Below are 25,414 nucleotides of genomic sequence, written 5' to 3' on the forward strand. Positions count from 1 at the left end.
CGCGACTTCGTTGACCTGCCCGCTGGCCGAACACACTTCGCGGATCGAACCGTGAATGCGCTCCACAAAGCGGTTGAAAGCGGTGCCAAGGATGCCGAACTCATCGTGGTTCACAATGGTCAGGCGTTTGGTCAGGTCACCTTCGCCGTCGGCAATATCGGCCATGGCGCGAGTCATGACGTGCAACGGCTGGATCAGGATGCGGATCAGCATGCCCAGCAGGGCGATGATGATCGCCACGGCAATGACGGTGGCAACGACTGCCGAGGCGCGGAACTCGCTGAGCGTGGAAAAGGCTTTGTCCTTGTCCACGGATAAACCGATGTACCAGTTCACCGACGATAATCCTTTGATCGGGGTGAAGGTCATGATGCGGGTTTTGCCATCGACCTGGATTTCGCTCAGGTCGCTGCTGATGGCTGGCGTGTCCTGCGGGTAAACATCCTTGAGCGATTTCATCACCATCGATTTGTCGGGGTGGACCAGGATCTTGCCGTCCGAGCTGACCAGAAAGGCGTAGCCCATGCCGCCGAAGTCCAGCGCATTGAGGGTGTCGGCGATCACTTGCAAACTCAAGTCGCCGCCGACGACACCGATGTTTTGTCCGTCCTTGATCACACTGTCGACGATGGAAATCACCAGTTGGCCAGAGGCCAGATCAATATACGGTTCAGTCAATGCAGGGCCGTTCGTGCTTTGCGCACTCTTGTACCAGGGGCGAGCGCGCGGGTCATAGCCATCGGGCATCTTGCTGTCCGGACGGATCATGAAAGAACCATCCTTGTTGCCCAGATAGGCGCCCATGAACGTCGACGTCACGGCCTTCTGCACAAGCAGATTGGAAACGTTGTCGGTATCAGGGTTCAGTGCGGTGGTTTGCGACAGGTTTTCGATCAACAAGCTGCGACCGGCCAGCCAGGTCTGGATGTTGTTGGCAGTGACTCTGCCCATCTCCTGTAGATTATTGCCCAGGTCCCTTCGAATGGCGTTGCGCTGTAAGTAGTCGTTGTACAGCGTGAATGAGGCGAAGGCAGTAATGACGACGAGCGCGGCGGCAAGCAGGATTTTATGGCTGAAACGCAGATTTTTGTTCATGACTTAGGGGTCCGCTAAGGTCTTAATGTACAACGCGTGCTTTTATAAAGAGACGCAAAATGTGCAAGGTTCAAAGCAATTGATATTTCCGCCGCTCCTTAGAGAAATCTCTTACAGATTGTGTCTGTCTGCTTTGTCGTTATGTCTATCGGCCGTGTAGGACCAAAGATTAACCATGGGTGACCAAATGTCTGAGTCATTGCAAATCGTTATCGGCGCCGATCCCGCGGGGCAGCCGATCACCCAGGCCATGCGCCTGGCCAATCGCCACGGTTTGATCGCGGGCGCCACCGGGACAGGCAAGACCGTTACCTTGCAACGCATGGCCGAAGCCTTCAGTGACGCCGGTGTAGCGGTATTCGCCGCCGATATCAAAGGCGACCTGTGCGGCCTGGGCGCCGCCGGCAATCCCCAGGGCAAAATCGCCGAGCGGATCGCCGGCATGCCCTGGCTGAACCACAAGCCTCAGGCTTATCCGGTAACGCTGTGGGACGTGCACGGTCAGTCCGGTCATCCATTGCGCACGACCTTGAGCGAAATGGGGCCGCTGCTGTTGGGAAGTTTGCTCGAATTGACGGACAGCCAGCAGTCGGCGCTGTACGCCGCCTTCAAGGTCGCGGACCGCGAAGGCCTGTTGCTACTGGACCTGAAAGATTTGAAGGCGCTGCTCAATCACCTCAAGGACAATCCGGCGTTGCTCGGCGACGACGCGGCGTTGATGACCACCGGGTCCAGTCAGGCGCTGTTGCGGCGCCTGGCGATCCTTGAACAGCAGGGCGCCGAAGCGCTGTTCGGCGAACCGGCGCTGCAACTCGAAGATATTCTGCAACCGGGCGCCGATGGGCGCGGACGTATTCATTTGCTCGATGCCAGTCGTCTGGTTCATGAAGCGCCGAAGGTTTATGCAACATTCCTGCTCTGGCTGCTGGCTGAATTGTTCGAGCAATTGCCGGAGCGCGGCGATGCGGATAAGCCGCTGCTGGCGCTGTTCTTCGACGAGGCACACTTGTTGTTCGCCGGTACGCCCAAGGCATTGCAGGATCGTCTGGAACAAGTGGTGCGGCTGATTCGCTCGAAAGGTGTCGGCGTGTATTTCGTCACCCAATCGCCGGGTGACCTGCCGGATGACGTACTGGCGCAGTTGGGTTTGCGCATCCAGCACGGCTTGCGCGCATTCACCGCCAAGGAGCAGAAATCCTTGCGGGCGGTGGCCGAGGGTTTCCGGCCGAACCCGGCGTTCGATGCCCTGTCGGTGCTGACCGAACTCGGGATCGGCGAGGCGCTGGTCGGCACCTTGCAGGACAAGGGCACGCCGGAGATGGTCCAGCGGGTGCTGGTGGCACCACCGCAATCGCGGATCGGGCCGCTGAGTGAGGCCGAGCGCGCGGCATTGATTGCCAGCTCGCCATTGCAGGGGCGATATGACAAGCCGATCGATCGCGAATCCGCCTACGAAGTGCTGATGGGGCGCAAAGGCCTGGCGCCTGAAGCTGAACCCGGCAAGCCGGCTCCGCAGGAGCCAAGCTTCACCGAACAGGCCGGCGAATTCCTCGGCACCGCGGCAGGGCAAGCGCTGAAGTCGGCGATGCGACAGGCGGCGAATCAGTTGGGGCGACAGCTGGTGCGCGGGTTGATGGGATCATTATTGGGCGGCAGCAAACGCCGTTGATTTGAGTCGGCGCGTAAAAACGGTGGGAGCGGGCTCGCTCCCACATTGGTTTTTTATCAACCCTTGGGTCTGGCGTGCGCCGCCAATCGTTCCAGTGCGGCCCGCAGGTTCGGGTCGCTGATGCCATCGGCCGTCGCCTGAATGGTGGCGGCGGCATCGTTGGACAAATCCATGGTATGCCCGGCGGCACCTTGTTGAACGGTGGGCGGCTGTACCTTGAACAGGATTCGCGTGAGGCTGGTGAACTCGTCGAACATCTGCAATTGCCGCTGCAGGCGCTTTTGTTGATAACGCAGGCGAGTGGCCCAATGACCGTCGGTGACAATCAGCAACAAACTGCCTTCGCGCCACGACGCTACATGACAATGCTCGCGGGCGGCCGGCTGCAGTTGGCTTTCCAGTAGCCGCTGCAGATGTCCAAGGCGTTGAGCGTGGCCGAGAATAGCCTTGAGCGGCTTGGCTTCGCGAAGCAGAACGGCGGGTGCTCTGGCCGTAAGAGGGCGAAATGCCATGATCAGACACCTTAAGTAACAGAGCCGCCATGGTAGCAGAAAGCGCCGGATGCACCTGCCCCATTGCTTTTATGCGGGGTTTGCCCATTAAATCAACAAGTAACTTCTGTCGCCTATGGCTTGAAGTTCAGCCATTTGCCCCTATTTTAAGTGAGCCCCGTCACAGCGCTGTGCCAGCATCGTGGAATAACGCCACTTTCCTCACCATCGTTTCCGGGTAGAATGCTCGTTCGCATGCGGCCATGAGGGCTGCACGGGCGACTCACGGGGCCGCCCTCCATCCCTTTAGTGTGGAAGATCCTGCCGATATGTTTGCGCCTTTGTTAAAGAAACTTTTTGGAAGCAAGAACGAGCGTGAAGTCAAACGCATGCTCAAGACGGTGCAACTCGTCAATGCCTTCGAAGAGCAAATGGTGGCCCTTTCGGACGATCAATTGCGTGCCAAGACAGATGAGTTCAAGGCCCGCATCGCCAAAGGGGAAACCCTCGACAAGCTGCTGCCAGAAGCCTTTGCGGTCGCCCGCGAAGCCGGTAAGCGCGTCATGGGTATGCGCCACTTCGATGTCCAGCTGATCGGCGGCATGACCTTGCATGAAGGCAAGATCGCCGAGATGCGTACCGGTGAAGGCAAGACCCTGGTGGCGACACTGGGCGTTTACCTCAACGCATTGTCCGGCAAGGGCGTGCACGTTGTGACGGTGAACGACTACCTGGCTCGCCGCGACGCCAACTGGATGCGCCCGCTTTATGAATTCCTCGGCCTGTCGGTCGGCGTGGTCACGCCGTTCCAGCCGCCGGAAGAGAAGCGCGCCGCCTACGCCGCCGACATTACCTACGGCACCAACAACGAATTCGGTTTCGATTACCTGCGCGATAACATGGCGTTCAGCATGGAAGAAAAATTCCAGCGCGAACTCAATTTTGCCGTGATCGACGAAGTCGACTCCATCCTCATCGACGAAGCCCGTACGCCGCTGATCATTTCCGGTCAGGCCGAGGACAGCTCCAGGCTGTACATCGAGATCAACAAGCTGATCCCGCAGCTGGAGTTGCATGTCGAGGAAGTCGAAGGCGAAGTCACCAAGGCCGGTCACTACACCGTTGACGAGAAGACCCGCCAGGTAGAGCTCAACGAAGCCGGTCACCAGTACGTCGAAGAAACCCTCACCCGCATCGGCCTTCTGGCTGAAGGCGAGAGCCTGTACTCGGCGCACAACCTGAGCCTGTTGACTCACGTGTATGCCGGTCTGCGTGCGCACAAACTGTTCCATCGCAACATCGAATACATCGTGCAGGATGGTCAGGTTGTCCTGGTCGACGAACACACCGGTCGGACCATGCCGGGCCGTCGTTTGTCCGAGGGCCTGCACCAGGCCATCGAAGCCAAGGAAAACCTCAACATTCAGGCCGAAAGCCAGACCCTGGCGTCGACCACGTTCCAGAACTACTTCCGTCTGTACAGCAAACTGTCCGGCATGACCGGTACGGCGGACACCGAAGCGTTCGAATTCCACCAGATCTATGGCCTCCAGGTCATGGTCATTCCACCGAACAAGCCGTTGGCCCGTAAGGATTACAACGACCTGGTGTTCCTGACCGCCGACGAGAAATACGCGGCAATCGTCGCCGACATCAAGGAAAGCATGGCTGCCGGTCGTCCGGTGCTGGTGGGTACTGCGACCATCGAAACGTCCGAGCACATGTCCAGCCTGCTCGTGAAGGAAGGTATCGAACACAAGGTCCTGAACGCCAAGTTCCACGAAAAAGAAGCCGAGATCATCGCCCAGGCCGGTCGCCCAGGTGCACTGACCATCGCCACCAACATGGCCGGTCGTGGTACCGACATCCTGTTGGGCGGCAACTGGGAAGTGGAAGTGGCTTCGCTGGAAGACCCGACCCCTGAGCAGATCGCCCAGATCAAGGCCGACTGGCAGAAGCGTCACCAGCAAGTGCTCGAGTCGGGCGGTTTGCAGGTGATCGCATCCGAGCGTCACGAATCGCGCCGTATCGACAACCAGTTGCGTGGTCGTGCCGGCCGTCAGGGTGATGCCGGTTCCAGCCGTTTCTACCTGTCTCTGGAAGACAGCCTGATGCGCATCTTCGCCTCTGACCGGGTGAAGAACTTCATGAAAGCCCTGGGCATGCAGCCTGGCGAAGCGATCGAGCACCGCATGGTGACCAACGCCATCGAAAAGGCGCAGCGCAAGGTTGAAGGTCGCAACTTCGATATTCGCAAGCAACTGCTCGAGTTTGACGACGTCAACAACGAACAGCGTAAAGTGATCTATCACATGCGTAACACATTGCTGGCCGCGGACAACATCGGTGAAACCATTGCCGACTTCCGCCAGGACGTGCTCAACGCCACCGTCAGCGCACACATTCCACCGCAATCGCTGCCGGAGCAGTGGGACGTGGCCGGTCTGGAAGCCGCCTTGCAGAGCGACTTCGGCGTGGCGCTGCCGATCCAGCAATGGCTCGACGAAGACGATCACCTGTACGAAGAAACCCTGCGCGAGAAGCTGATGCAGGAACTCGTGGCGGCGTACAACGAGAAAGAAGACCAGGCGGGCGCCGAGGCGCTGCGTACTTTCGAGAAGCAAATCGTTCTGCGCGTGCTGGACGACCTGTGGAAAGACCACCTGTCGACCATGGATCACCTGCGTCACGGCATTCACCTGCGTGGCTATGCCCAGAAGAACCCGAAACAGGAGTACAAGCGCGAGTCGTTCACGCTGTTCTCCGAACTGCTCGATTCGATCAAGCGCGATTCGATCCGTGTGCTGTCCCACGTTCAGGTTCGTCGCGAAGATCCGGCCGAAGAAGAAGCCCGTTTGCGTCAGGAGGCCGAAGCACTGGCGGCGCGCATGCAGTTCCTGCATGAAGAAGCCCCGGGTCTGGAGCAGCCGGAAGCGTTGGGTGAAGAGGTCGATGTGGCCCTGGCCACCGCACCGGTACGCAGTGAGCAGAAGCTGGGCCGTAACGAGCTGTGCTACTGCGGTTCGGGCAAGAAATTCAAGCATTGCCACGGGCAGATTCAGTAACCCCGTTTCAAACGCTGAAATACCCGCGCCGCGACCGGCTCCTGCCGTCGCGGCGTTTTGCCATTTAAACCACCGCTCTTCCTGAAGCGGTGCACACATCATCTATAAGGAGCGCATTCATGGCTGTTGGTCTTGGTCCTTTGCCAACGTTGCACCCGGTTGCCGGTTTTGAACTCGGTATCGCCTCGGCCGGTATCAAGCGCCCGGGGCGCAAGGATGTTGTGGTCATGCGTTGTGCCGAAGGTTCGACCGTCGCCGGCGTGTTCACCCTCAACGCCTTTTGCGCGGCACCGGTGATCCTGGCCAAGCAGCGCGTGCAAGGCCCGGTACGCTACCTGTTGACCAACACCGGCAATGCCAACGCCGGTACCGGCGAACCCGGCCTTGCCGCCGCCGAGCGCACGTGCGCCAAGCTGGCCGAGCTGGCGGGTGTGGATGCCAGCCTGGTGCTGCCGTACTCCACCGGTGTGATCGGCGAGCCACTGCCGGTCGAGAAAATCGAAGGCGCGCTGCAAGCCGCCCTCGACGACCTGTCGGTCAATAACTGGGAAGCCGCTGCCACCGGCATCATGACCACCGATACCCTGCCCAAGGGTGCCAGCCGTCAGTTCCAGCATGATGGCGTGACCATCACCGTCACCGGCATCAGCAAAGGCGCGGGCATGATCCGCCCGAACATGGCGACCATGCTGGGCTACATCGCCACCGACGCCAAAGTTTCCCGCGATGTGTTGCAAAACCTGTTGCTGGACAGCGCCAACAAGTCGTTCAACCGTATCACCATCGATGGCGACACTTCGACCAACGACTGCTGCATGCTGATCGCCACTGGTCAGGCTGCGCTGCCGGAAATCACCCGCGCTGAAGGCGAGTTGTTCGCCAAGTTGAAACAGGCCGTGTTCGAAGTGTGCATGGAAGTGGCCCAGGCGATCGTGCGCGACGGTGAAGGCGCGACCAAGTTCGTCACCGTTGAAGTCAACGGCGGCGGTAATCACCAGGAGTGCCTGGACGTTGGTTATACCGTGGCCCACTCGCCGCTGATCAAGACTGCATTGTTTGCTTCCGATCCGAACTGGGGTCGTATCCTCGCTGCCGTCGGCCGCGCGGGTGTACCGAATCTGGACGTGAGCAAGATCGACGTGTTCCTCGGCGACCTGTGCATCGCCAGCCGTGGTGCGCGCGCCGCGACTTACACCGAAGCCCAGGGCGCGGCGGTGATGCAGCAGGAAGAAATCACCATCCGTATCGAGCTGGGACGCGGCGATTGCAGCGAAACCATCTGGACCACCGACCTGTCGCATGAGTACGTGAAGATCAACGCGGAATACCGTACTTAAGATCGCGTCGACCCCATCGCGAGCAGGCTCGCTCCCACATTGGGTTTGTGTTCACCCGAATAACTGTGGGAGCTAGCCTGCTAGCGATGGCGGTCTGCCAGTCACTCGCTAGACTGGTCTGTCCCCTTCATCAAAAGGTCCCGAACATGAGCCTGCACCTGATCATCGGCGACAAACTGTTTTCCTCCTGGTCCCTGCGCGGCGCTCTGGCCCTGGACTTGGCCGGTGCCTCCTACACCGAAGAATTGATCAAGCTCAACCAGCCGGACACCCGTGAACGTCTGCTCAAGCATTCGCCGACCGGCAAAGTACCACTGCTGAAAACCGGACACGGGACCGTCGCCGATTCCCTGGCGATTGCCGAGTACCTGGCAGAGCAATTCCCCGATGCTGGCCTCTGGCCCAAAGACACCGCGGCCCGTGCCCAGGCGCGTTCAGCGTGCGCACAGATGCATGCCGGGTTCTTCGCCATGCGCGGCAACATGCCATTCGACCTGAGCCATGATGCACCTCTGTCGCCGGTTCCGGCCGACGTGCAGGCGGACATTGAACGCATGTCCGCGTTGTGGGCAGAGTGCCGTGCCGTCGCGACGGAAAGCGGGCCGTATCTGTTTGGTCGGGCCACCCTGGCCGACGCGTTTTTTGCGCCCATCGCCGTGCGCCTGCGCACCTATCAGGTGAAGCTGTCCGCAGCTGACGAAGCCTATGTTCAAACCATCTACCAATGGCCAGCCTTCAAGGCCTGGCAGAAGGCCGGACTGGAGGAAATCAAGCGGTGAAACGAGTACACGTAGCCGCCGCCGTTATCCGTGATAGCAGCGGCAAGATCCTCATCGCTCGCCGTGCCGACACCCAGCATCAGGGTGGGCTGTGGGAATTCCCTGGTGGCAAGGTCGAAGCTGACGAGTCCGTTGAAACGGCTCTTGGTCGCGAGCTTCACGAAGAACTGGGCATTGTCGTCGACATCGCGCGACCACTGATCAAGGTTCAACACGACTACCCGGACAAGCAAGTTTTGCTGGATGTTTGGGAAGTCTCGGCGTTCACCGGCGAACCTCATGGTGCCGAAGGTCAGCCTTTGGCCTGGGTGACCGCCCGTGAGCTCTCGAATTACGAGTTTCCGGAGGCCAATCGGCCTATCGTCGCCGCTGCCCGTTTGCCCGAGCAATACCTGATCACCCCGGAGGATCTGGAAACCCCGGCCTTGTTGAGGGGGATCCAGAAAGCCATCGCGGGTGGCATCAAGCTGATCCAGTTGCGCGCACCGAACGGTTACGACCCCAAGTATCGTGATCTGGCGGTGGACGCAGTGGGGCTGTGTGCCGGCAAGGCGCAGTTGATGATCAAGGGCCCGTTCGAATGGCTGGGGGATTTCCCTTCCGCCGGCTGGCACATTACCTCGGCACAACTGCGCAAATACGCGGCGGCCGGTCGTCCGTTGCCTGCGTCGCGCTGGTTGGCGGCGTCCTGCCATAACGCCGAAGAACTGGCGCTGGCCGAAGAGATGGGCGTGGACTTCGTGACCCTGTCACCGGTGCAGCCGACCCTCACTCATCCGGGCGCTCAACCGCTGGGTTGGGAACAGGCCTCGACCTTGATCGACGGTTTCAGCAAACCGGTGTTCCTGCTCGGTGGCGTGGGGCCTGCGGAAGTCCGGAAGGCCTGGGCGGCGGGTGCGCAAGGTGTGGCCGGGATTCGGGCGTTTTGGCCTGAGGCTTGATTATGCAGTGATGCTGTCGGCCTCTTCGCGGGCAAGCCCGCGAAGAGGGCCTAATAGGCGACGACTAAACTTCAGGTTTCGCCGCGGGCTGCCAAAGAATCTCCGCAACCCCCTGACGCCGGGCAATCACCCGTGCTATCACAAACAGCAAATCCGACAGTCGATTGATGTATGCCAGGCCCACTCCGGCCAACGGTTCAATCGCGTTCAAATGCTGGCAGCGACGCTCGGCACTGCGAGCCAGACTGCGGCAGACGTGAGCCTGGGCAATCAGCATCGAACCACCCGGCAGAATGAAGTTCTCCAGCGGCCCCAGCTCCTCGTTCCACACATCGATCGCCGCTTCCAGGCGTTCGATTTCTGCGGCGTTCAACGCTTGATACTCCGGCATTGCCAGTTCGCCCCCAAGGTCAAACAGTCGGTGCTGGCAGGGGGCCAATACCTCGATCACTTCCTCCAGCCCCGGATGCTTGACGCACTGCGCGGCCAGCCCGGCCAGTAATACACCCACCTGACTGTTGAGCGTATCGACCTCGCCTATGGCCTCGATCCGTGGATGGTCCTTGGGCACGCGGCGGCCGTCGCCCAGACCGGTTTCGCCTTTGTCGCCGGTGCGGGTGTAAATCTTCGACAAGCGAAAGCCCATGGTTACCTCGATAGCTGATTGAGTTCTTGAGAGACGAGCGGGGTGCCCGCCAATGGCAGGCGCAAGGTGAAGCAGGTGCCTTGGCCCAGGGTCGATTGCACTTCCATCTGACCTTTATGGTTGTTGGTGATGATGAAGTACGAGACGGACAAGCCGAGACCGGTGCCCTGGCCAATTTCCTTGGTGGTGAAGAAGGGTTCGAACGTGCGTTTGCGTACGCTTTCGCTCATGCCGACGCCGTTGTCTTCGACCTGGATTTCGGCCCATGGCGGATTCAGCTTGGTACGCAGGATGATCCGTCCCGGTTCGCTGTCGTCTTCGCGCTGGTGAATGGCTTGGGCGGCGTTTTTCAGCAGGTTGAGCAGCACCTGCTCCAGTTCGTTGGCCGTGCCGGGCACCGGGCCCAGCGCCGGGTCGAACTGGCGAATGATTGCCTGACCCTTGAAATCGAAACCGATGGCCAGGTCGAAGTCGTTACCGGCGATTTCCACGGCTTGATCAATCAGCGCCGGTAGATCGCAAGGGGCCATTTGGCGAGTGCTTCGACGACTGAAACTGAGCATGTGGGTCACGATTTTTGCCGCCCGGGCGCCGGCCTGCTGGATGCCGTCGAGCAGCTGTGGCACTTCACGGGCTTTCAGGTAGTCATTGACCGTCGACAGTTCGACACCCACCTGTTCGGCCTGCTCAAGGTTCTTCGGCAAGTCGGGGGACAGGCGTCGACGAATGTTCTGCACGTTATGCAGAATCGCGCCCAGCGGGTTGTTGATCTCGTGGGCCATACCGGCGGCAAGGCCGCCGACGGACAGCATTTTCTCCGACTGCACCATCATTTCTTCCAGGGACAGGCGCTGGGTGATGTCGTCGATCCGGATCACCACCCCGCGCCCGGCGCCGCCCATCAGCGGGTAGAAGGTCAGGGCGTAGTGCTTGGGTTCATCGTCCTTGACCCAGGTCACGCGTTCGATCTTGGCCACGGTGTGTTGTTCGACGGTTTGCTTGAGTTGTGGCAGAAACGGTTTGAGCGGTTCGAAAGCGAGAAAAATTGGCTGGTTCAAGGCTTCATCGAGGCGTGTGCCGGAGAGGGCGCTGGCTTCCTGGTTCCACTGCGTGACGTAGAGCTGCTCGTCGAGGGCGATCAGGGCCGACGGCATGGAGTCGATGATGCTGTTGAGATAATTCTGAAAACCGGTGAGTTTCTTCTCGATCTTGCTGCGCACCTGGACTTCGAGCTCCAGTTTGCGGTTGGTATGCCGGGTTTCTTCGGCCAGCCCCTGAGCCTGGTCATAGGCCGCCTGAGAATCGTCCCGCGCCCGCTTGAGTTGCTGCTCCCGGGCCTCGATGCGCGAAAGCATGGTGTTGAACGCTTCAGCGAGACTGCCGATTTCATCGTGATTACCGCGCGAGGCGCGCAGTGCGTAATTCTCTTCCCGCGTCACTTGTCGGGAGAGTTCTTCGAGTTCGTGGATCGGTCGGGTAATCAGGCGTTTGATTTGCCGGGCGATCACCATCCACAGCAGCACGCTGAAGATCAGAATCCCGAGACTGGCGGTCAGGGTGCCGGTATAGAACGCCATCGGCAGTTCGCTGCTGGCCACCAGCAGCAAGTGGCCGGGGTCAGTCCCGGGGCGGGGCAGGGTGATCACTTGATTGCTGCGAAACTCGGTGGCTTGCCAGGCTTCGATGTGCCGGTAACGCTCGGGCAGGCTCAGGTGGTCGCCATGTTGCAGCTGTGCCAGACGTACCCCCTTGCCGTCATAGAGAGCGGCTGCCCGCAGCGGGGAGTAGCTGTTGAGTTCATTGAGCAGGCGCTCGGCGTTTTGTGGCGATTGCAAGGCATCGGCCACCAGGCTCGGGTTGGACACCAGTCGACCAATGGTCTGCAGGGCCTGCGGGGCCATGCTTTCCTGGGAGATGTAATACGCGGCGCTGATAAAGGTCAGATTGGCGACCAGCAGGACAGTGGTCAACAGCACCAACAGGGCGGCCAACAGTTTCTGGCCGACAGGCAGGTTTTCAAGGCGCTGGCGCAATGGCATCGGGTTTATCGCTGCAGAGGAACAAGTGGCCAGCGTAGCCGCTGCTCAGTCGCTGGGCAATCCAAGGCTTTTCAGATGGGTGATCAGGCGCTGTTGCAGTTGGTTGAGGTGCGGCAGGTTGAGCCTGTGCCTGTCCGATGCCTTGCAGGCGTAACCCAGCAAGTAACTGATTTCGGTTCGACGTCGGTTGCTCACGTCCTGATACATCGAGGAATAGTTGGCAGCGGTGGCGTGGATCACCCGTTCCACTTCCTGCTGCAGGTTCTCGGCCGCCGCCGGCTGGCCACAGCGCTCAAGCAATTCGGTCAGTTCACCGCAAAGGGTAGCGACTTCACAGTGATGCTCCTGCAGACCGCCATTTCGGCAATCGTGCAGCACCGTCAGCGGATTGATCGCACAGTTGAGCGCCAGTTTGCGCCACAGTCTGGTCAGAATCTCGGTGCTCCACTCATGGGGAATGCCGGCGGCGCTCAGGTCATCGAGCCAGATCGGCGCGACTGGATGGCCAGCATCGCCGAGCCAGGTAAAGCCGTGTCCCGCGAACACCACACGCCAGTCGCCGTCACGGAAGGCGCCTTCGGTGCTTGACGCGTAAATGCAGCGTGCCTGCGGTACTTGCGCTGCGACGGCGTCCTGACTGCCCAGGCCGTTCTGCAGGAGAATCAGCTCTGCACCGGGGGCCAGGCGTGATGCTACTCGCGCCACGGCTTTTTCAGCGTCGTAGGCTTTGCAGGCAATCAACAGGCGATTGATCGGCTCGATACTCTCAGGAGTTTCGGCGGGCACCGGGTAGTGCCGTGCCTCTCCGTGTTCGACCAGTGTCAGCCCGCCTGCCGTTTCGTAAGCCTGCAAGCGCGCGCTATCCCGCAGAATCAGTCGCACCGGCACTCCGGCCCGTGTCAGGCGCGTCGCCCACAACGTGCCAAGGCTTCCGGCCCCCAGGACATGCCAGGTGGTGGACATCAGCTTTTTGCTCTGTTTAAGGCGCGCATGGAAGGCTCACAGTGAATGATGGAAAAGACCCGTTATAATCAGCGCGGATTTTTACCGCAAGCCAGGTGTGCTTCATCGGCGCGCCCATTTATTGGAGAAACTACATGCCGTCGTTCGACGTGGTATCCGAACTGGACAAACACGAAGTCACCAACGCGGTCGAAAACGCCGTCAAGGAACTCGATCGTCGTTATGACCTGAAAGGCAAAGGCAGCTTCGAGTTCAAGGAAAAGGACCTGACCGTCAACCTGACCGCCGAAGCGGATTTCCAGCTGGAGGCGATGATTGAGATCCTCAAGCTGTCGCTGGTCAAGCGCAAGATCGACGTGCAATGCCTTGAAGTCAAGGATGCGTTTGCATCGGGCAAGTTGATGAAGCAGGAAGCCGTTCTCAAGGAAGGTATCGACAAAGAGCTGGCGAAGAAAATCGTCGCTCACGTCAAAGACGCCAAGCTCAAGGTTCAGGCCGCCATTCAGGGCGAGCAAGTGCGCATCACCGGTAAGAAGCGCGATGACTTGCAGGAGGCCATTGCGGTGCTGCGGGCCAAGGAATTCGGCATGCCGCTGCAGTTCAACAATTTCCGCGACTGACGTAGCAAGCGGGAACCTCTCGGCGTTTTCGGCGTCCGAGGCCCAAGCAACGGTAGAAACGATTGCCCCTGAGGGTGCGGTCATTTCTACCGTTTATTTTTCGTGTGCCGGATGGCCGGAAATCAGGAGAAAATAGATGGATTTGAATGCTGAAGTAGACAACCTGGTCAAGGTATCCCAGGCCTGGATCCCGATGATCATGGAATACGGCAGTCGTGTGCTGCTGGCAGTGATCACTCTGGCCATTGGCTGGTGGCTGATCAACAAGGTCACGCAAAAGCTCGGCGGTCTTTTGGCCCTGCGCAATGCGGATCTGGCCCTGCAAGGGTTCATCAGTAGCCTGGCGAATATCATTCTCAAGATACTGCTGATCGTCAGTGTGGCGTCGATGATCGGTGTGGAAACCACTTCGTTCGTGGCGGCGATCGGTGCGGCGGGTCTGGCGATTGGTCTGGCACTGCAGGGCAGTCTGGCGAACTTTGCCGGTGGCGTGCTGATTTTGTTGTTCCGACCGTTCCGAATTGGCGACTGGATTGAGGCTCAAGGTGTTGCCGGTACTGTCGACAGCATCCAGATCTTCCACACCGTGTTACGAACGGGTGACAACAAGACGATTATCGTGCCAAACGGCAATCTGTCGAACGGTATCATTACCAACACCAATCGCCAACCGACCCGCAAAGTGGTGTTCGACGTTGGCGTGGATTACGAAGCGGACTTGCAAAAGGCCCGTCAGGTCTTGCTGGACCTGGCCAAGGATCCGCGTGTTTTGACGGACCCGGAGCCTCAGGCAGTCATTTCGACCTTGGGTGACAGTTCGATCACTGTTTCCCTGCGAGTGTGGGTCAAAACGGCAGATTATTGGGACGTAATGTTCATGTTTAATGAACAGTCCCGTGATCGATTGAAACAGGCTGGCATCGATATTCCATTTCCACAACGGGTTGTTCGTGTGGTTCAGGAAGCGGCAGTGCAGTAACCCATACCAACTTAGTTGGTTATTTGCTCCGTTAGTGGCACAGGGCCCAAGAGGATAATTGCCTCTTGGGCTTTTTTGTGATTTTTGATCAGTTCATTGAAAAAAAGACTGATGTTATGAAATGAAGTTGTTTGCTGGTTTTTTACGAATATGGCAGGCATAAAAAAGCCGCCCACCTGAAGAGGTGGGCGGCTTTATTCTTACAGTACTTGCGGTGTTACACCCGGATTACAGGATGCTCAGCGGGTACTCAACAATCAGACGTACGTCGTTGTTGTCAGCAGTGTAGTCAGCGTTGTAGGCACCGTTTGCACGGTAAATCGCGCTACGCAGACGGAACGACAGGTCCTTGGCTGGACCTTCTTGCAGGACGTACTTGGTTTCGAAGTTGAACTCGTGTTCCTTACCTTCGGTGCCTGCAGTCGTTTCGATGTTGTCGCCGTATACGTAGCGAGTCATGAAGCTCAGACCAGGTACGCCATAGGTGGCCATGTTCAGGTCGTAACGAGCCTGCCAGGATTTTTCTTCGACACCGATGAAGTCGGAGATCTGGATGGAGTTCGATACGAAAATTGTGCTGTTACCGTCAACGCCATACAGGTAGTTGGTGTCACCGGACGATTGCTGGTAAGCGAGGGTGAATTTATGTGCACCCAGGCTGTAGGCAGCTGCAAGGCTCCACAGTTTGTTGTCGAGCTTGCCATACAGCGCCTGGCCCTGATCCTTGGTGCGATAGGCGTTGAGGTCGAAGTTCAGCGACTGAGAGTCATTGATCGGAAGGGTGTAGTTGGCGTTGAGGTATTGTTTCTTGAAGTAGTCATCAACGTCGGACGCAGCGAGCCCGGCTACGAAGTTATCGGTGAACTGGTAGGTTGCGCCAGCGATGTTGGCACTGGTCAGACCCGCGGTGTGCTTCCCGTTGATGCTGTCCTTGCCCATGCCAGTTTGCGAGCTCAGAGCAGTGAAACGACCGGCGCTGAGTTCAAGGCCTTTGATTTCCTTGCTGGTAATCAGAGTGCCTTCAGCGACTTCTGGCAGCAGACGGCTGTCATCGGTAGCAAATACAGGGCTGGCAACGAATTGACGACCGTATTTGAGGGTGGTGTCGGAGAGGCGGAACTTAACGGCTGCGCCGCTTTTGCCCTGGCTCTTTTCCGGGTTACCGTCGCTGTCAGTGGCGAACAGGCCGTTACCGGCACGACCCGACCCGCCGTCGAGTTTGGCGGTACCCATTACCATGGCATCGAGGCCGACGCCGATAACGCCTTGGGTGAAGCCCGATTCGTAGTTCAGCAGTTGGCTGATACCGGTGTCTTGGCGGTAGCCCGAAGCACCGCCAGAAGTGCTGTTGCTCGCGCCATTTCTGAAATCGCGGTTCATGTATTCAAGACGGGTTTTCAGTTTCAGGCTCGAATCTTCGACAAAACCCTTGGCGTCGTCCTGGGAGGACGCTACTGCGAACTGCGAGGTACCAGCTGCAACAGCCAGTGCGATCATGCTCCACTTCATCACGCGCATCGTGATTTGCTCCTTTGGTTTTTAGAAGAGTACTGCCGTCCCACCTGTTTTATTATCTGGGCGGCTCTTTCTTTTTGTGTCGGCGCAAACTTATATCACGCCGACAATGTTGGCGATACTTGCGCATCTAACCTTTCAGCTTCTTTACGACCCTGTCGCAAACGGCTTGCTAGATGTCGCAAATTTACAGCCCCGATGCAACAGGACGGACAACTTTAATGCTGTTTCTGGGCTTGAGCATCGGTAAAAAGAGTCCTTGGTGAAACGTTTGAATCTCCATCGGGCTACCTGCCACTATTTTTTTGGGTCTCAAGGTTCCCGCTTCCAGCGGTGTCCTCATAGACGATGTGGGTGCTAATGCAACAAGTGTGCACAAACCAGCTTTTTGCTGATCTTTTTTTCTGAATGCCTGCCTGGTGCGCTAAAAACCTCATAAAACCGGGGGGGCATGCTTCTGTTAGTCGAGCTTGACGCCATGGTTTGCATCGTGTTTATCGCCATGTACGGCGGCGTGACAACCAAAAACGTTACCGGTTCACCCCACCAGTGAGTAGATGGCGGATGTCGAAGCATTCAGCGTAGACGCACTGTGCGGTTTTGGTGCAAATAATTTATCGCGCTGTACTGAATTCGTACAGTTACGCGTTTGCCACGCCTTGAACGGATAGGTAGTTGCTGGTCATTTCGCTATTCGTTTCACTGGCAATGGGTCAGTAATGGTGCGTTTCGCCATGAAATGTCTCATCTCGGGGCGCGCGTCGGCCCTTTGCAAGCTCTCGGGCGGGCTTCGGCAATGGTTGCTCGTGAAGCCGGCGACATTCGCAGGTATGCTGCCGACCAGTCGCTTGGTGCGCGATCTTTCGGGATGGGCGCTAAGCTGAAAATTGATGACCAGGCGGGAGTGCACTCAGTGTTCGCTTTAGATCCACGACTTCAACAAGACACGTTGCCGATTGGCGATTTCCCGCTTTGTCGGTTGCTGTTGTCCAATGATTCGAATTATCCCTGGTTCATCCTGGTGCCTCGCCGCGACGATATCAGTGAGATATTTCAGTTGGATGTCGCCGATCAGTTGCGGCTCTGGCAGGAAACCACCGCGCTGGCCGAGATGCTCAAGGACTCATTCGGCGCGGACAAGTTGAATGTCGCGGCCTTGGGCAACGTTGTCAGCCAGTTACACATGCATGTGATCGTGCGCAAGCGTGAGGACATCGCCTGGCCGGCTCCGGTCTGGGGCAAGCACCCGGCCAAACCCTACAGTGCCGAGCAGGTCGAGGCGATTCGCGAGCGGCTGCGCCTGGTGCTGACCAGTGATTTTTCGTTCGTGGAGGGCTGAATCATGAGTCTGGAAGATCGCATTACCGATCTGGAGAGCCAGTTGGCGTTTCAGGATGACACCATTCAGGCATTGAATGATGTAGTGGCGGCACAGCAGCGTGCGGTTGAGCGCCTGCAACTGCAAATCGCCGCATTGCTCAAGCGCCAGGAGGAAATGGCCGGCCAGTTCGAGTCGTTCGAGGAAGAGGCGCCGCCGCCACATTACTAAGGCCCAGGCGCCGGCAATAAAAAACCGCGAACAGCCTGGCTGTTCGCGGTTTTTTTATGCCTTGAATCAGCGTCGCGGCAGAGCGGCGATCACATCTTCGGCTTGCAGGCCCTTGTCACGGTTCATGACGGAGAACTCCACGCGCTGGCCTTCGACCAGGACGCGGTGGCCTTCGCCGCGAATGGCCCGGAAGTGCACGAAAATATCGTCGCCGGAGTCGCGGGAAATAAAGCCGAAGCCTTTCGACGTGTTGAACCACTTGACGGTGCCGGTATCGCGGTTGCTCATGTCATAGCCAGGCGAAGTGGTGGCCGGTGACGATTTGTAAAAACTGACCGCCAGGTGCAAAACAACGGCAATCAGGGCAGCGACCAGGCTGAACAGAACGGCAGGTTGACCGGCGATCACCGGCATCGGTGCGATCAGCGTCAGTGTTTGCAGGACAACAGCCAGCACCAGCAGGGCGCTGACCAGGTTCTGCAATTGATGGCGAGGGCCTTTGTTCCAGTATGGGATAACAGGAGCGAGGGTAAGGTTTAGCAGGCCGAAAAAGGCCAGGTACAGTGCGTCGGGTTGTTGCAGGTAAGGTACGGCTTCGGATCGCAGGCTAGGGATGAAGGACAGCAGCAGAGCCGCTGCGCCCATTAGCAGGTGGACGATTTTCAACATTTTGATTAACTCACGTTAAGACGGATCACAAGGAAGAGCTGATCGAGCACGGTTCGCTTCAGAACAATAAGAGGCGTTGGGTACGTACCCGGTGTCAGCCTATGCGCGGCGCCCGGAAAATATAGGCGTCAGCGACACACCGCCTATTTAACAGCAAAGCCAGTAGCTACTCAAATCAGGGAGTCCAGCGGTGCATGGGGGCGATTTTTCGTGGGCTGAAAAGGGGAGGCAGGGCTGCAGCGGGGGGAGGGGCTTGCTAGAGTGATCCTGCACCTGTCGGATGAATTTCGTCACCTTTAGGGGAAAAACATGGCAATCGATATCGGAATCAGTGAAGAGGACCGCAAGTCCATCGTCGACGGATTGTCGAGGCTGCTGTCGGACACTTACGTACTTTACTTGAAAACCCATAACTTCCATTGGAACGTCACCGGTCCCATGTTTCGGACCCTGCATTTGATGTTCGAGGAGCAATACAACGAGTTGGCACTGGCGGTCGACTTGATTGCCGAGCGAATTCGCGCACTCGGATTTCCGGCGCCTGGCGCCTATTCAGTCTATGCGCGCCTGTCTTCCATTAAGGAAGAAGAAGGTGTTCCGGCCGCCGAGGACATGATCAGGCAATTGGTCGAAGGCCAGGAGGCAGTGACACGTACGGCACGAGGCATCTTTCCACTGCTGGAGAAAGTCAGTGACGAGCCAACGGCCGACCTGCTGACCCAGCGTATGCAGGTTCATGAGAAGACCGCGTGGATGCTGCGCTCACTGCTGGCTGAGTAACTCATTCTGTGCGCGGACGACACCCGGCGTGTGTCGTCCGAGCGCTGTCTTGTCTTTTTTCGGTAATACGCCCTGCTGCCGGAATGACCCTTTACTGGGGGCGTAGGAAAAAGCCCGGAGTAGGACGCTCTCCATGATCTGCCTTCAGTTGTTGGCTTATCCTACGTGGATGGTCATAAAGTCATCTGGATATAACTTTGTCCTCGCGGTTTTATAAGCACACAAATTGCGCTTATGAAAACCCGGAATGGCAAAGGAGTGTCAACGGTATGGATTATGAGGACAGGCGCAACGAGCAGAGGATCGGTCCGCTCGCAGACATAAGGATTGATCCGTTTGTCAGCGAATTCGATATGGGGCTGGCCCGGCCCTTGTCCCGGTCGGTGCGCCTCAATGGCTTTGCCACCTGTTTGCGGCTTGAGCAGGTTTACTGGGATATCCTGGGCGATATGGCCAGGATCAACTGTTGTTCGGTCAGTGCATTGTTGTCCCACGTGGATCGCGAAGTGCATTTGCGTCATGGAGGGGTGAAGAATTTCAGCGGCCTGGTGCGTGTTGTCTGTGTCGTGCACAGTCGCAAGGAAGGGCGTTGCATGGTGATGGCCTGACTGTCGCAGTGGAGCAGCGGTGTGTCGATCTGTGCAGTCTTACGGCTGCACAGGCTGCATTTAATGGATATAATCCCGCGCTTTGCCGTAAAACCGAGTGTAGACGGTAGCAATCTGATCACCGAGACAACCCTCATGCCGATGTACGATTATCAATGTGCTTCCTGTGGTCATCAGTTGGAAGCCATTCAAAAGATCAGCGACGCACCGCTGGTCGACTGCCCTGCATGCCAGGCGCCAGAGCTTAAGAAGATGCTGTCCATGCCGGGTTTCCGCCTGAGCGGTACCGGCTGGTACGAAACCGATTTCAAGACCGGTTCCAAGAAGAACCTGGCCGGCGGCGACAAAGCTGACTAGGGTCTGGACCTGAGTTGAACGACACGTGCGAGCCCTTGCATCATCTGCCGACTGGTATATACGCAGGGCCTCCAACCGAATTTCGAATTACGAGAAGTGAAACCACGACCATGATGCGCAGCCATTATTGCGGCCAACTGAACGAAAGCCTGGACGGCCAGGAAATTACCCTTTGCGGATGGGTCCACCGTCGCCGTGACCACGGTGGGGTGATTTTCCTCGATATCCGTGATCGTGATGGTCTGGCCCAGGTCGTATTCGATCCGGACCGCGCTGAAACCTTCGCCGCCGCCGACCGCGTGCGCAGCGAGTATGTCGTGAAGATCACCGGTAAGGTTCGCCTGCGTCCGGCCGGTGCTACCAACGCCAACATGGCGTCGGGCATGATCGAAGTCCTCGGCTACGAGCTGGAAGTGCTGAACGAGTCGGAAACCCCGCCGTTCCCGCTGAACGAGTTCTCCGATGTCGGCGAGGAAACCCGCCTTCGCTATCGCTTCCTTGACCTGCGTCGCCCGGAAATGGCCGAGAAGCTGCGTCTGCGTTCGCGCATGACCACCAGCATTCGTCGCTACCTGGACGAAAATGGCTTCCTCGACGTCGAGACGCCGATCCTGACTCGCGCCACCCCTGAAGGCGCGCGCGACTACCTGGTGCCGAGCCGTACCCACGCCGGTTCGTTCTTCGCCCTGCCTCAATCGCCGCAGCTGTTCAAGCAACTGCTGATGGTCGCCGGCTTCGATCGTTACTACCAGATCGCCAAGTGCTTCCGCGACGAAGACCTGCGTGCCGACCGTCAGCCGGAATTCACCCAGATCGACATCGAGACCAGTTTCCTCGATGAAAAAGACATCATGGGCCTGACCGAAGGCATGATCCGCAACCTGTTCAAGGAAGTGCTGGATCTGGAATTCGGTGAGTTCCCGCACATGACCTTCGAAGAGGCCATGCGTCGTTACGGTTCCGACAAGCCGGACCTGCGTAACCCGCTGGAACTGGTTGACGTTGCCGATCAGCTCAAGGAAGTCGATTTCAAGGTGTTCAGCGGCCCGGCCAACGACCCGAAATGCCGCATCGCCGCCTTGCGCGTTCCTGGCGGCGCCAGCATGCCGCGCAAGCAGATCGACGATTACACCAAGTTTGTCGGCATCTACGGTGCCAAGGGCCTGGCGTACATCAAGGTCAATGAGCGCGCCAAAGGCGTCGAAGGCCTGCAATCGCCAATCGTGAAGAACATCCCTGAAGCCAACCTCAACGTGATCCTTGATCGCGTCGGTGCGGTTGACGGCGACATCGTGTTCTTCGGCGCCGACAAGTCGAAGATCGTCAGCGAAGCCCTGGGTGCTCTGCGGATCAAGCTGGGCCACGACCTGGACCTGCTGACCTGCAAGTGGGCGCCAATGTGGGTCGTCGACTTCCCGATGTTCGAAGAAAACGAAGACGGCAGCTTCAGTGCCTTGCACCACCCGTTCACCGCACCGAAGTGCACCCCGCAAGAGCTGGAAGCCAATCCGGGAGCCGCTCTGTCCCGCGCCTACGACATGGTTCTGAACGGCACGGAGCTGGGTGGTGGTTCGATCCGTATCCACCGCAAAGAGATGCAACAGTCGGTATTCCGCCTGTTGGGCATCAACGAGGCTGAACAGGAAGAGAAGTTTGGCTTCCTGCTTGACGCCCTGAAGTACGGTGCGCCGCCGCACGGTGGCCTGGCTTTCGGTCTGGACCGTCTGGTGATGCTGATGACCGGTGCCCAATCGATCCGCGAAGTGATCGCTTTCCCGAAAACCCAGAGCGCGGCGGATGTCATGACTCAGGCGCCGGGGCAGGTGGATGCCAAGGCATTGCGCGAACTGCATATTCGTCTGCGCGAAACGCCTAAGGCTGAGTAAGACTGGCCTGAAGGGCGCATCTTCGGATGCGCCTTTTCTTTATAAGGGTCGAAATTTTTTGTTTGCCGGCCGACGCGACGCCGCGTGGCGGGTAATGTGTCAAAGAGAATTCGGAGCGAGTTATGGCAGGTCATTCCAAGTGGGCGAACATCAAGCACCGCAAAGAACGTCAGGATGCCAAGAGAGGCAAGATTTTCACCAAGTGGATTCGTGAGCTGACCGTCGCGGCCCGTCAGGGTGGCGGTGATCCGGGCTCCAACCCGCGTTTGCGCCTGGCCCTGGACAAGGCCCTGGGTGCGAACATGAGTCGCGACATCATTGATCGGGCCATTGCCCGTGGCACCGGTGCGGCAGACACTGACGATGTGGTCGAGTTGACCTATGAAGGTTACGGCCCGGGTGGTGTAGCGGTGATGGTCGAGTGCATGACCGACAACCGCAACCGCACGGCGGCGGCGGTACGCCATGCGTTCAGCAAGTGCGGCGGAAACCTGGGTACCGACGGTTCGGTCGCCTACCTGTTCGAGCGCAAGGGTCAGATCTCCTTTGTTCCTGGCGTTGATGAAGACGCACTGATCGAAGCGGCCATGGAGGCTGATGCCGATGACGTGGTGACCAACGAAGATGGTTCCATCGACGTGTTCACCTCGTTTGCCGGTTTCTATTCCGTGCGTAACGCGCTGGAAGCGGCCGGGTTCAAGGGTGATGACGCGGAAATCGTCATGCTGCCGACCACCAGCGCCGAGCTGGATCTGGAAGGCGCCGAGAAAGTCCTCAAAATGATCGACATGCTCGAAGACCTGGACGACGTACAGAACGTTTACTCCAACGCGGATATTCCAGAGTCGGTGGCCGCACAGCTCGGTTGATTTTGCCTTTGTAGGAGTGAGCCTGCTCGCGATGAGCCCGAGAGTGGCGTGCTAATTCAGTTGGCTCGCAGCATCGTTGGCGCCCAACGCGAGCTCGCTCCTACAGGTTCGACACTTGGTTTTTTCCAATAGCCCGCAGGCGTTATGACTTTAATTCTAGGTATCGACCCCGGTTCGCGTATCACCGGTTATGGCGTGGTGCGCGATACCGGCCGAGGCTGCGTTTACGTGGCGTCGGGCTGCATTCGCACGGGGTCGGGCGAGTTGCATGAGCGCCTGCAAATCGTTTATCGCGGCGTTCGCGAGGTCATCCAGACCTACGGCCCGGTGACCATGGGCATCGAGAAGGTGTTCATGGCACGTAACGCCGACTCGGCGTTGAAACTCGGACAGGCTCGCGGCGCGGCCATTGTCGCTGGTGCCGAAGAAAACCTGGAAATTGCCGAATACACCGCAACCCAGGTCAAGCAAGCGGTGACCGGGACGGGCGGGGCGAATAAAGAGCAGGTACAAATGATGGTCATGCATATGCTGAAGCTGACCAGCAAGCCGCAAATCGATGCCTCGGATGCCCTGGCCATTGCCATTTGCCATGCTCACACCCGTTCCAGCCTGTTGCCCCATGGCCTGGGCACGGCACGCAGTCGTGGCGGGCGCTTGCGTCTCTGATAGCATCAACAGTCAATTTTATGGAATGAAGGTTTTTCGCCTGTGTCGTCGGCGCAAAATCCTTGTTCTGTCAGTCGCTGGCCTCGCGCTGGCCAACGCTCAAGGATCTGTAACGTGATTGGACGCTTGCGCGGCACACTGGCTGAAAAACAGCCGCCGCATCTGATTCTCGATGTAAACGGTCTGGGGTATGAGCTGGAAGTGCCCATGACTACGCTGTATCGGCTGCCGTCGGTCGGTGAACCGCTGACGCTGCATACCCATTTGGTCGTACGCGAAGACGCGCAGTTACTCTATGGCTTCGTCGGCAAGCGCGAGCGAGACTTTTTTCGCGAGTTGATCCGTCTCAATGGGGTCGGACCGAAATTGGCTCTGGCCTTGATGTCGAGTCTGGAAGTCGACGAGTTGGTCCGTTGCGTGCAATCCCAGGATACTTCGGCGTTGACCAAGGTGCCGGGCGTGGGCAAGAAAACCGCGGAGCGCCTGCTGGTCGAACTCAAGGATCGCTTCAAGGCCTGGGAAACGGTGCCGGCGATGTTTGCCCTGGTGCCGAACCAGCCAGATGGCCCGGCTCCGGTGAACACCGCTGAAAGCGATGCAGTCAGTGCGCTGATTTCCCTGGGTTACAAGCCTCAGGAAGCCAGCAAGGCGATTTCCGCGATCAAGGAGAAAGGCTTGAGCAGTGAAGACCTGATTCGTCGTGCCCTGAAGGGAATGATCTAAGTGATTGAAGCTGATCGTCTGATCGCCGCAACGGGTGGTCCCCGTGATCGCGAGGAAGTCCAGGACCGTGCGATACGCCCTGTCAGCCTGGCCGAATACATTGGTCAGCCGACCGTTCGCGAGCAAATGGAGTTGTTCATCCAGGCGGCCCGCGGGCGCAGTGAGTCCTTGGACCACACGCTGATTTTTGGTCCGCCGGGCCTGGGTAAAACCACCCTGGCTAATATCATCGCCCAGGAAATGGGGGTTTCTATCAAGAGCACTTCGGGGCCTGTGCTGGAGCGACCGGGTGATCTCGCCGCGCTGCTGACCAATCTTGAACCCCATGACGTGCTGTTCATCGACGAAATCCATCGACTGTCGCCGATTGTCGAAGAAGTGCTATACCCGGCCATGGAAGATTTCCAACTCGACATCATGATCGGTGAAGGACCGGCCGCGCGCTCGATCAAGCTGGATCTGCCGCCCTTCACCCTGGTCGGTGCGACCACGCGGGCGGGAATGCTGACCAACCCGTTGCGTGACCGTTTCGGGATCGTGCAGCGCCTGGAGTTCTACAGCACGGCCGACCTGGCCACGATTGTCAGTCGTTCGGCTAACATCCTCGGTTTGCCGCTGGACCCGGAAGGCGCCTTTGAAATCGCCCGCCGTGCCCGGGGTACCCCGCGAATTGCCAATCGCTTGCTGCGTCGTGTGCGGGATTTCGCCGAAGTTCGTGCCAAGGGGCACATCACCAAGCCGATTGCCGACCTGGCATTGAACCTGCTGGATGTCGATGAGCGTGGCTTCGATCACCAGGACCGACGTCTGTTGCTGACGATGATCGAGAAGTTCGACGGCGGGCCGGTCGGGGTGGACAGTCTCGCCGCAGCCATCAGCGAGGAGCGTCACACCATTGAAGACGTACTTGAACCCTATCTGATTCAGCAGGGCTACATCATGCGCACGCCGCGGGGAAGGGTGGTGACGCGGCATGCATATCTGCATTTCGGCTTGAACATTCCGTCACGATTGGGCGAGATGCCCGTGATAGACGAGTTCCTTGATGCCGTGGACGATTAATAACCTTTGCGCGCTGATTTATTCGGGCATTGTGCTGTCCTAGGACCGTACTTTTGCAAGAAAGCCGCAGAACAATGAAAAACAGTTGTCTCGCCGGATTGGC

The 25,414-nt window shown here is 58.3% G+C and carries 23 protein-coding genes and 1 pseudogene; 17 read left to right on the top strand and 7 right to left on the bottom strand.

Translation table 11 applies throughout. From position 1 onward, the window contains the following. Positions 1–63 precede the first annotated feature (63 nt). A pseudogene (locus ACX3YF_RS13600) lies at positions 64–1,095 on the bottom strand (HAMP domain-containing protein); the annotation flags it as partial. 187 nt (positions 1,096–1,282) lie between these two features. On the opposite strand from ACX3YF_RS13600, the gene ACX3YF_RS13605 reads away from it, so the two are divergent. Continuing rightward, the gene (locus ACX3YF_RS13605) at positions 1,283–2,764 is read left to right on the top strand and encodes a helicase HerA-like domain-containing protein (protein WP_130204571.1); all 1,482 of its coding nucleotides are present in this window, start codon (positions 1,283–1,285) and stop codon (positions 2,762–2,764) included. A gap of 56 nt (positions 2,765–2,820) precedes the next feature. Here ACX3YF_RS13605 and ACX3YF_RS13610 read toward each other — a convergent pair whose 3' ends face one another. Then, positions 2,821–3,276 carry a DUF721 domain-containing protein gene (locus tag ACX3YF_RS13610; protein ID WP_130204573.1) on the bottom strand — a complete coding sequence of 152 codons (456 nt, stop codon included), beginning with the start codon at positions 3,274–3,276 and terminating at the stop codon, positions 2,821–2,823. A 308-nt stretch (positions 3,277–3,584) separates the two neighbouring features. On the opposite strand from ACX3YF_RS13610, the gene secA reads away from it, so the two are divergent. From secA to ACX3YF_RS13630, 4 genes are all read left to right on the top strand, one after another. Beyond that, entirely contained in the window at positions 3,585–6,320 is a 2,736-nt protein-coding gene (gene secA, locus ACX3YF_RS13615) for a preprotein translocase subunit SecA (RefSeq protein ID WP_130204575.1), read from the top strand. Between the two features lie 119 nt (positions 6,321–6,439). Beyond that, the gene (gene argJ / locus ACX3YF_RS13620) at positions 6,440–7,657 is read left to right on the top strand and encodes a bifunctional glutamate N-acetyltransferase/amino-acid acetyltransferase ArgJ (RefSeq protein ID WP_458973818.1); all 1,218 of its coding nucleotides are present in this window, start codon (positions 6,440–6,442) and stop codon (positions 7,655–7,657) included. Between the two features lie 146 nt (positions 7,658–7,803). Next, the gene (locus ACX3YF_RS13625; protein WP_130204579.1) at positions 7,804–8,436 is read left to right on the top strand and encodes a glutathione S-transferase family protein; all 633 of its coding nucleotides are present in this window, start codon (positions 7,804–7,806) and stop codon (positions 8,434–8,436) included. After that, positions 8,433–9,377 carry a Nudix family hydrolase gene (locus tag ACX3YF_RS13630; RefSeq protein ID WP_458973819.1) on the top strand — a complete coding sequence of 315 codons (945 nt, stop codon included), beginning with the start codon at positions 8,433–8,435 and terminating at the stop codon, positions 9,375–9,377. Before ACX3YF_RS13625 ends, ACX3YF_RS13630 begins: the two co-directional genes overlap by 4 nt. Before the next feature lie 64 nt (positions 9,378–9,441). On the opposite strand, the gene ACX3YF_RS13635 is transcribed toward ACX3YF_RS13630, so the two are convergent. From ACX3YF_RS13635 to ACX3YF_RS13645, 3 genes are read right to left on the bottom strand one after another with little or no spacing between them, the layout of a single operon-like run. Beyond that, complete coding sequence (locus ACX3YF_RS13635; RefSeq protein ID WP_130204583.1) at positions 9,442–10,023, bottom strand: cob(I)yrinic acid a,c-diamide adenosyltransferase; 582 nt, start codon at positions 10,021–10,023, stop codon at positions 9,442–9,444. A gap of 2 nt (positions 10,024–10,025) precedes the next feature. Continuing rightward, complete coding sequence (locus ACX3YF_RS13640) at positions 10,026–12,062, bottom strand: sensor histidine kinase (RefSeq protein ID WP_130204585.1); 2,037 nt, start codon at positions 12,060–12,062, stop codon at positions 10,026–10,028. A 45-nt stretch (positions 12,063–12,107) separates the two neighbouring features. Continuing rightward, positions 12,108–13,025 carry a putative 2-dehydropantoate 2-reductase gene (locus ACX3YF_RS13645; protein WP_458973820.1) on the bottom strand — a complete coding sequence of 306 codons (918 nt, stop codon included), beginning with the start codon at positions 13,023–13,025 and terminating at the stop codon, positions 12,108–12,110. A gap of 134 nt (positions 13,026–13,159) precedes the next feature. Between ACX3YF_RS13645 and ACX3YF_RS13650 the strand changes: the two genes are divergently transcribed. Beyond that, complete coding sequence (locus ACX3YF_RS13650) at positions 13,160–13,645, top strand: YajQ family cyclic di-GMP-binding protein (protein ID WP_047532521.1); 486 nt, start codon at positions 13,160–13,162, stop codon at positions 13,643–13,645. Positions 13,646–13,781: 136 nt separating this feature from the next. Next, complete coding sequence (locus ACX3YF_RS13655) at positions 13,782–14,624, top strand: mechanosensitive ion channel family protein (RefSeq protein WP_130204589.1); 843 nt, start codon at positions 13,782–13,784, stop codon at positions 14,622–14,624. Positions 14,625–14,852: 228 nt separating this feature from the next. Here the strand turns inward: ACX3YF_RS13655 and ACX3YF_RS13660 are convergent, their stop codons facing one another. Further along, complete coding sequence (locus ACX3YF_RS13660) at positions 14,853–16,142, bottom strand: OprD family porin (protein WP_458973821.1); 1,290 nt, start codon at positions 16,140–16,142, stop codon at positions 14,853–14,855. A gap of 910 nt (positions 16,143–17,052) precedes the next feature. Between ACX3YF_RS13660 and ACX3YF_RS13665 the strand changes: the two genes are divergently transcribed. Together ACX3YF_RS13665 and ACX3YF_RS13670 are read left to right on the top strand one after the other, a co-directional pair. After that, positions 17,053–17,478 (top strand): HIT domain-containing protein, encoded by a 426-nt coding sequence (locus tag ACX3YF_RS13665; protein ID WP_130204593.1) that lies wholly within the window; start codon positions 17,053–17,055, stop codon positions 17,476–17,478. 3 nt (positions 17,479–17,481) lie between these two features. After that, positions 17,482–17,688, top strand: a complete 207-nt coding sequence (locus ACX3YF_RS13670; protein ID WP_130204595.1) for a SlyX family protein — start codon at positions 17,482–17,484, stop codon at positions 17,686–17,688. A gap of 66 nt (positions 17,689–17,754) precedes the next feature. Here the strand turns inward: ACX3YF_RS13670 and ACX3YF_RS13675 are convergent, their stop codons facing one another. Continuing rightward, complete coding sequence (locus ACX3YF_RS13675) at positions 17,755–18,357, bottom strand: cold-shock protein (RefSeq protein ID WP_047532515.1); 603 nt, start codon at positions 18,355–18,357, stop codon at positions 17,755–17,757. 309 nt (positions 18,358–18,666) lie between these two features. On the opposite strand from ACX3YF_RS13675, the gene ACX3YF_RS13680 reads away from it, so the two are divergent. The 8 genes from ACX3YF_RS13680 to ruvB all read left to right on the top strand — a co-directional run bounded on the left by ACX3YF_RS13680 (position 18,667) and on the right by ruvB (position 25,311). Continuing rightward, on the top strand, positions 18,667–19,137 hold the full coding sequence (locus tag ACX3YF_RS13680; protein ID WP_047532514.1) for a Dps family protein: 471 nt from the start codon (positions 18,667–18,669) through the stop codon (positions 19,135–19,137). A gap of 269 nt (positions 19,138–19,406) precedes the next feature. Further along, on the top strand, positions 19,407–19,745 hold the full coding sequence (locus ACX3YF_RS13685) for a ribbon-helix-helix domain-containing protein (protein WP_130204597.1): 339 nt from the start codon (positions 19,407–19,409) through the stop codon (positions 19,743–19,745). Positions 19,746–19,880: 135 nt separating this feature from the next. Continuing rightward, positions 19,881–20,102, top strand: a complete 222-nt coding sequence (locus ACX3YF_RS13690) for an FmdB family zinc ribbon protein (RefSeq protein ID WP_007977333.1) — start codon at positions 19,881–19,883, stop codon at positions 20,100–20,102. 110 nt (positions 20,103–20,212) lie between these two features. Next, complete coding sequence (gene aspS, locus ACX3YF_RS13695; RefSeq protein WP_130204599.1) at positions 20,213–21,988, top strand: aspartate--tRNA ligase; 1,776 nt, start codon at positions 20,213–20,215, stop codon at positions 21,986–21,988. Between the two features lie 122 nt (positions 21,989–22,110). Further along, complete coding sequence (locus ACX3YF_RS13700; RefSeq protein WP_103406787.1) at positions 22,111–22,857, top strand: YebC/PmpR family DNA-binding transcriptional regulator; 747 nt, start codon at positions 22,111–22,113, stop codon at positions 22,855–22,857. A gap of 144 nt (positions 22,858–23,001) precedes the next feature. After that, positions 23,002–23,526 (top strand): crossover junction endodeoxyribonuclease RuvC, encoded by a 525-nt coding sequence (gene ruvC / locus ACX3YF_RS13705; protein ID WP_034149140.1) that lies wholly within the window; start codon positions 23,002–23,004, stop codon positions 23,524–23,526. A gap of 114 nt (positions 23,527–23,640) precedes the next feature. Beyond that, positions 23,641–24,249: a Holliday junction branch migration protein RuvA gene (gene ruvA / locus ACX3YF_RS13710; protein ID WP_047532510.1), complete on the top strand. Its 609-nt coding sequence runs from the start codon at positions 23,641–23,643 to the stop codon at positions 24,247–24,249. Then, complete coding sequence (ruvB, locus tag ACX3YF_RS13715; protein ID WP_047532509.1) at positions 24,250–25,311, top strand: Holliday junction branch migration DNA helicase RuvB; 1,062 nt, start codon at positions 24,250–24,252, stop codon at positions 25,309–25,311. Positions 25,312–25,414 lie beyond the last annotated feature (103 nt).

The organism is Pseudomonas fluorescens group sp. PF-69, from assembly GCF_054481235.1.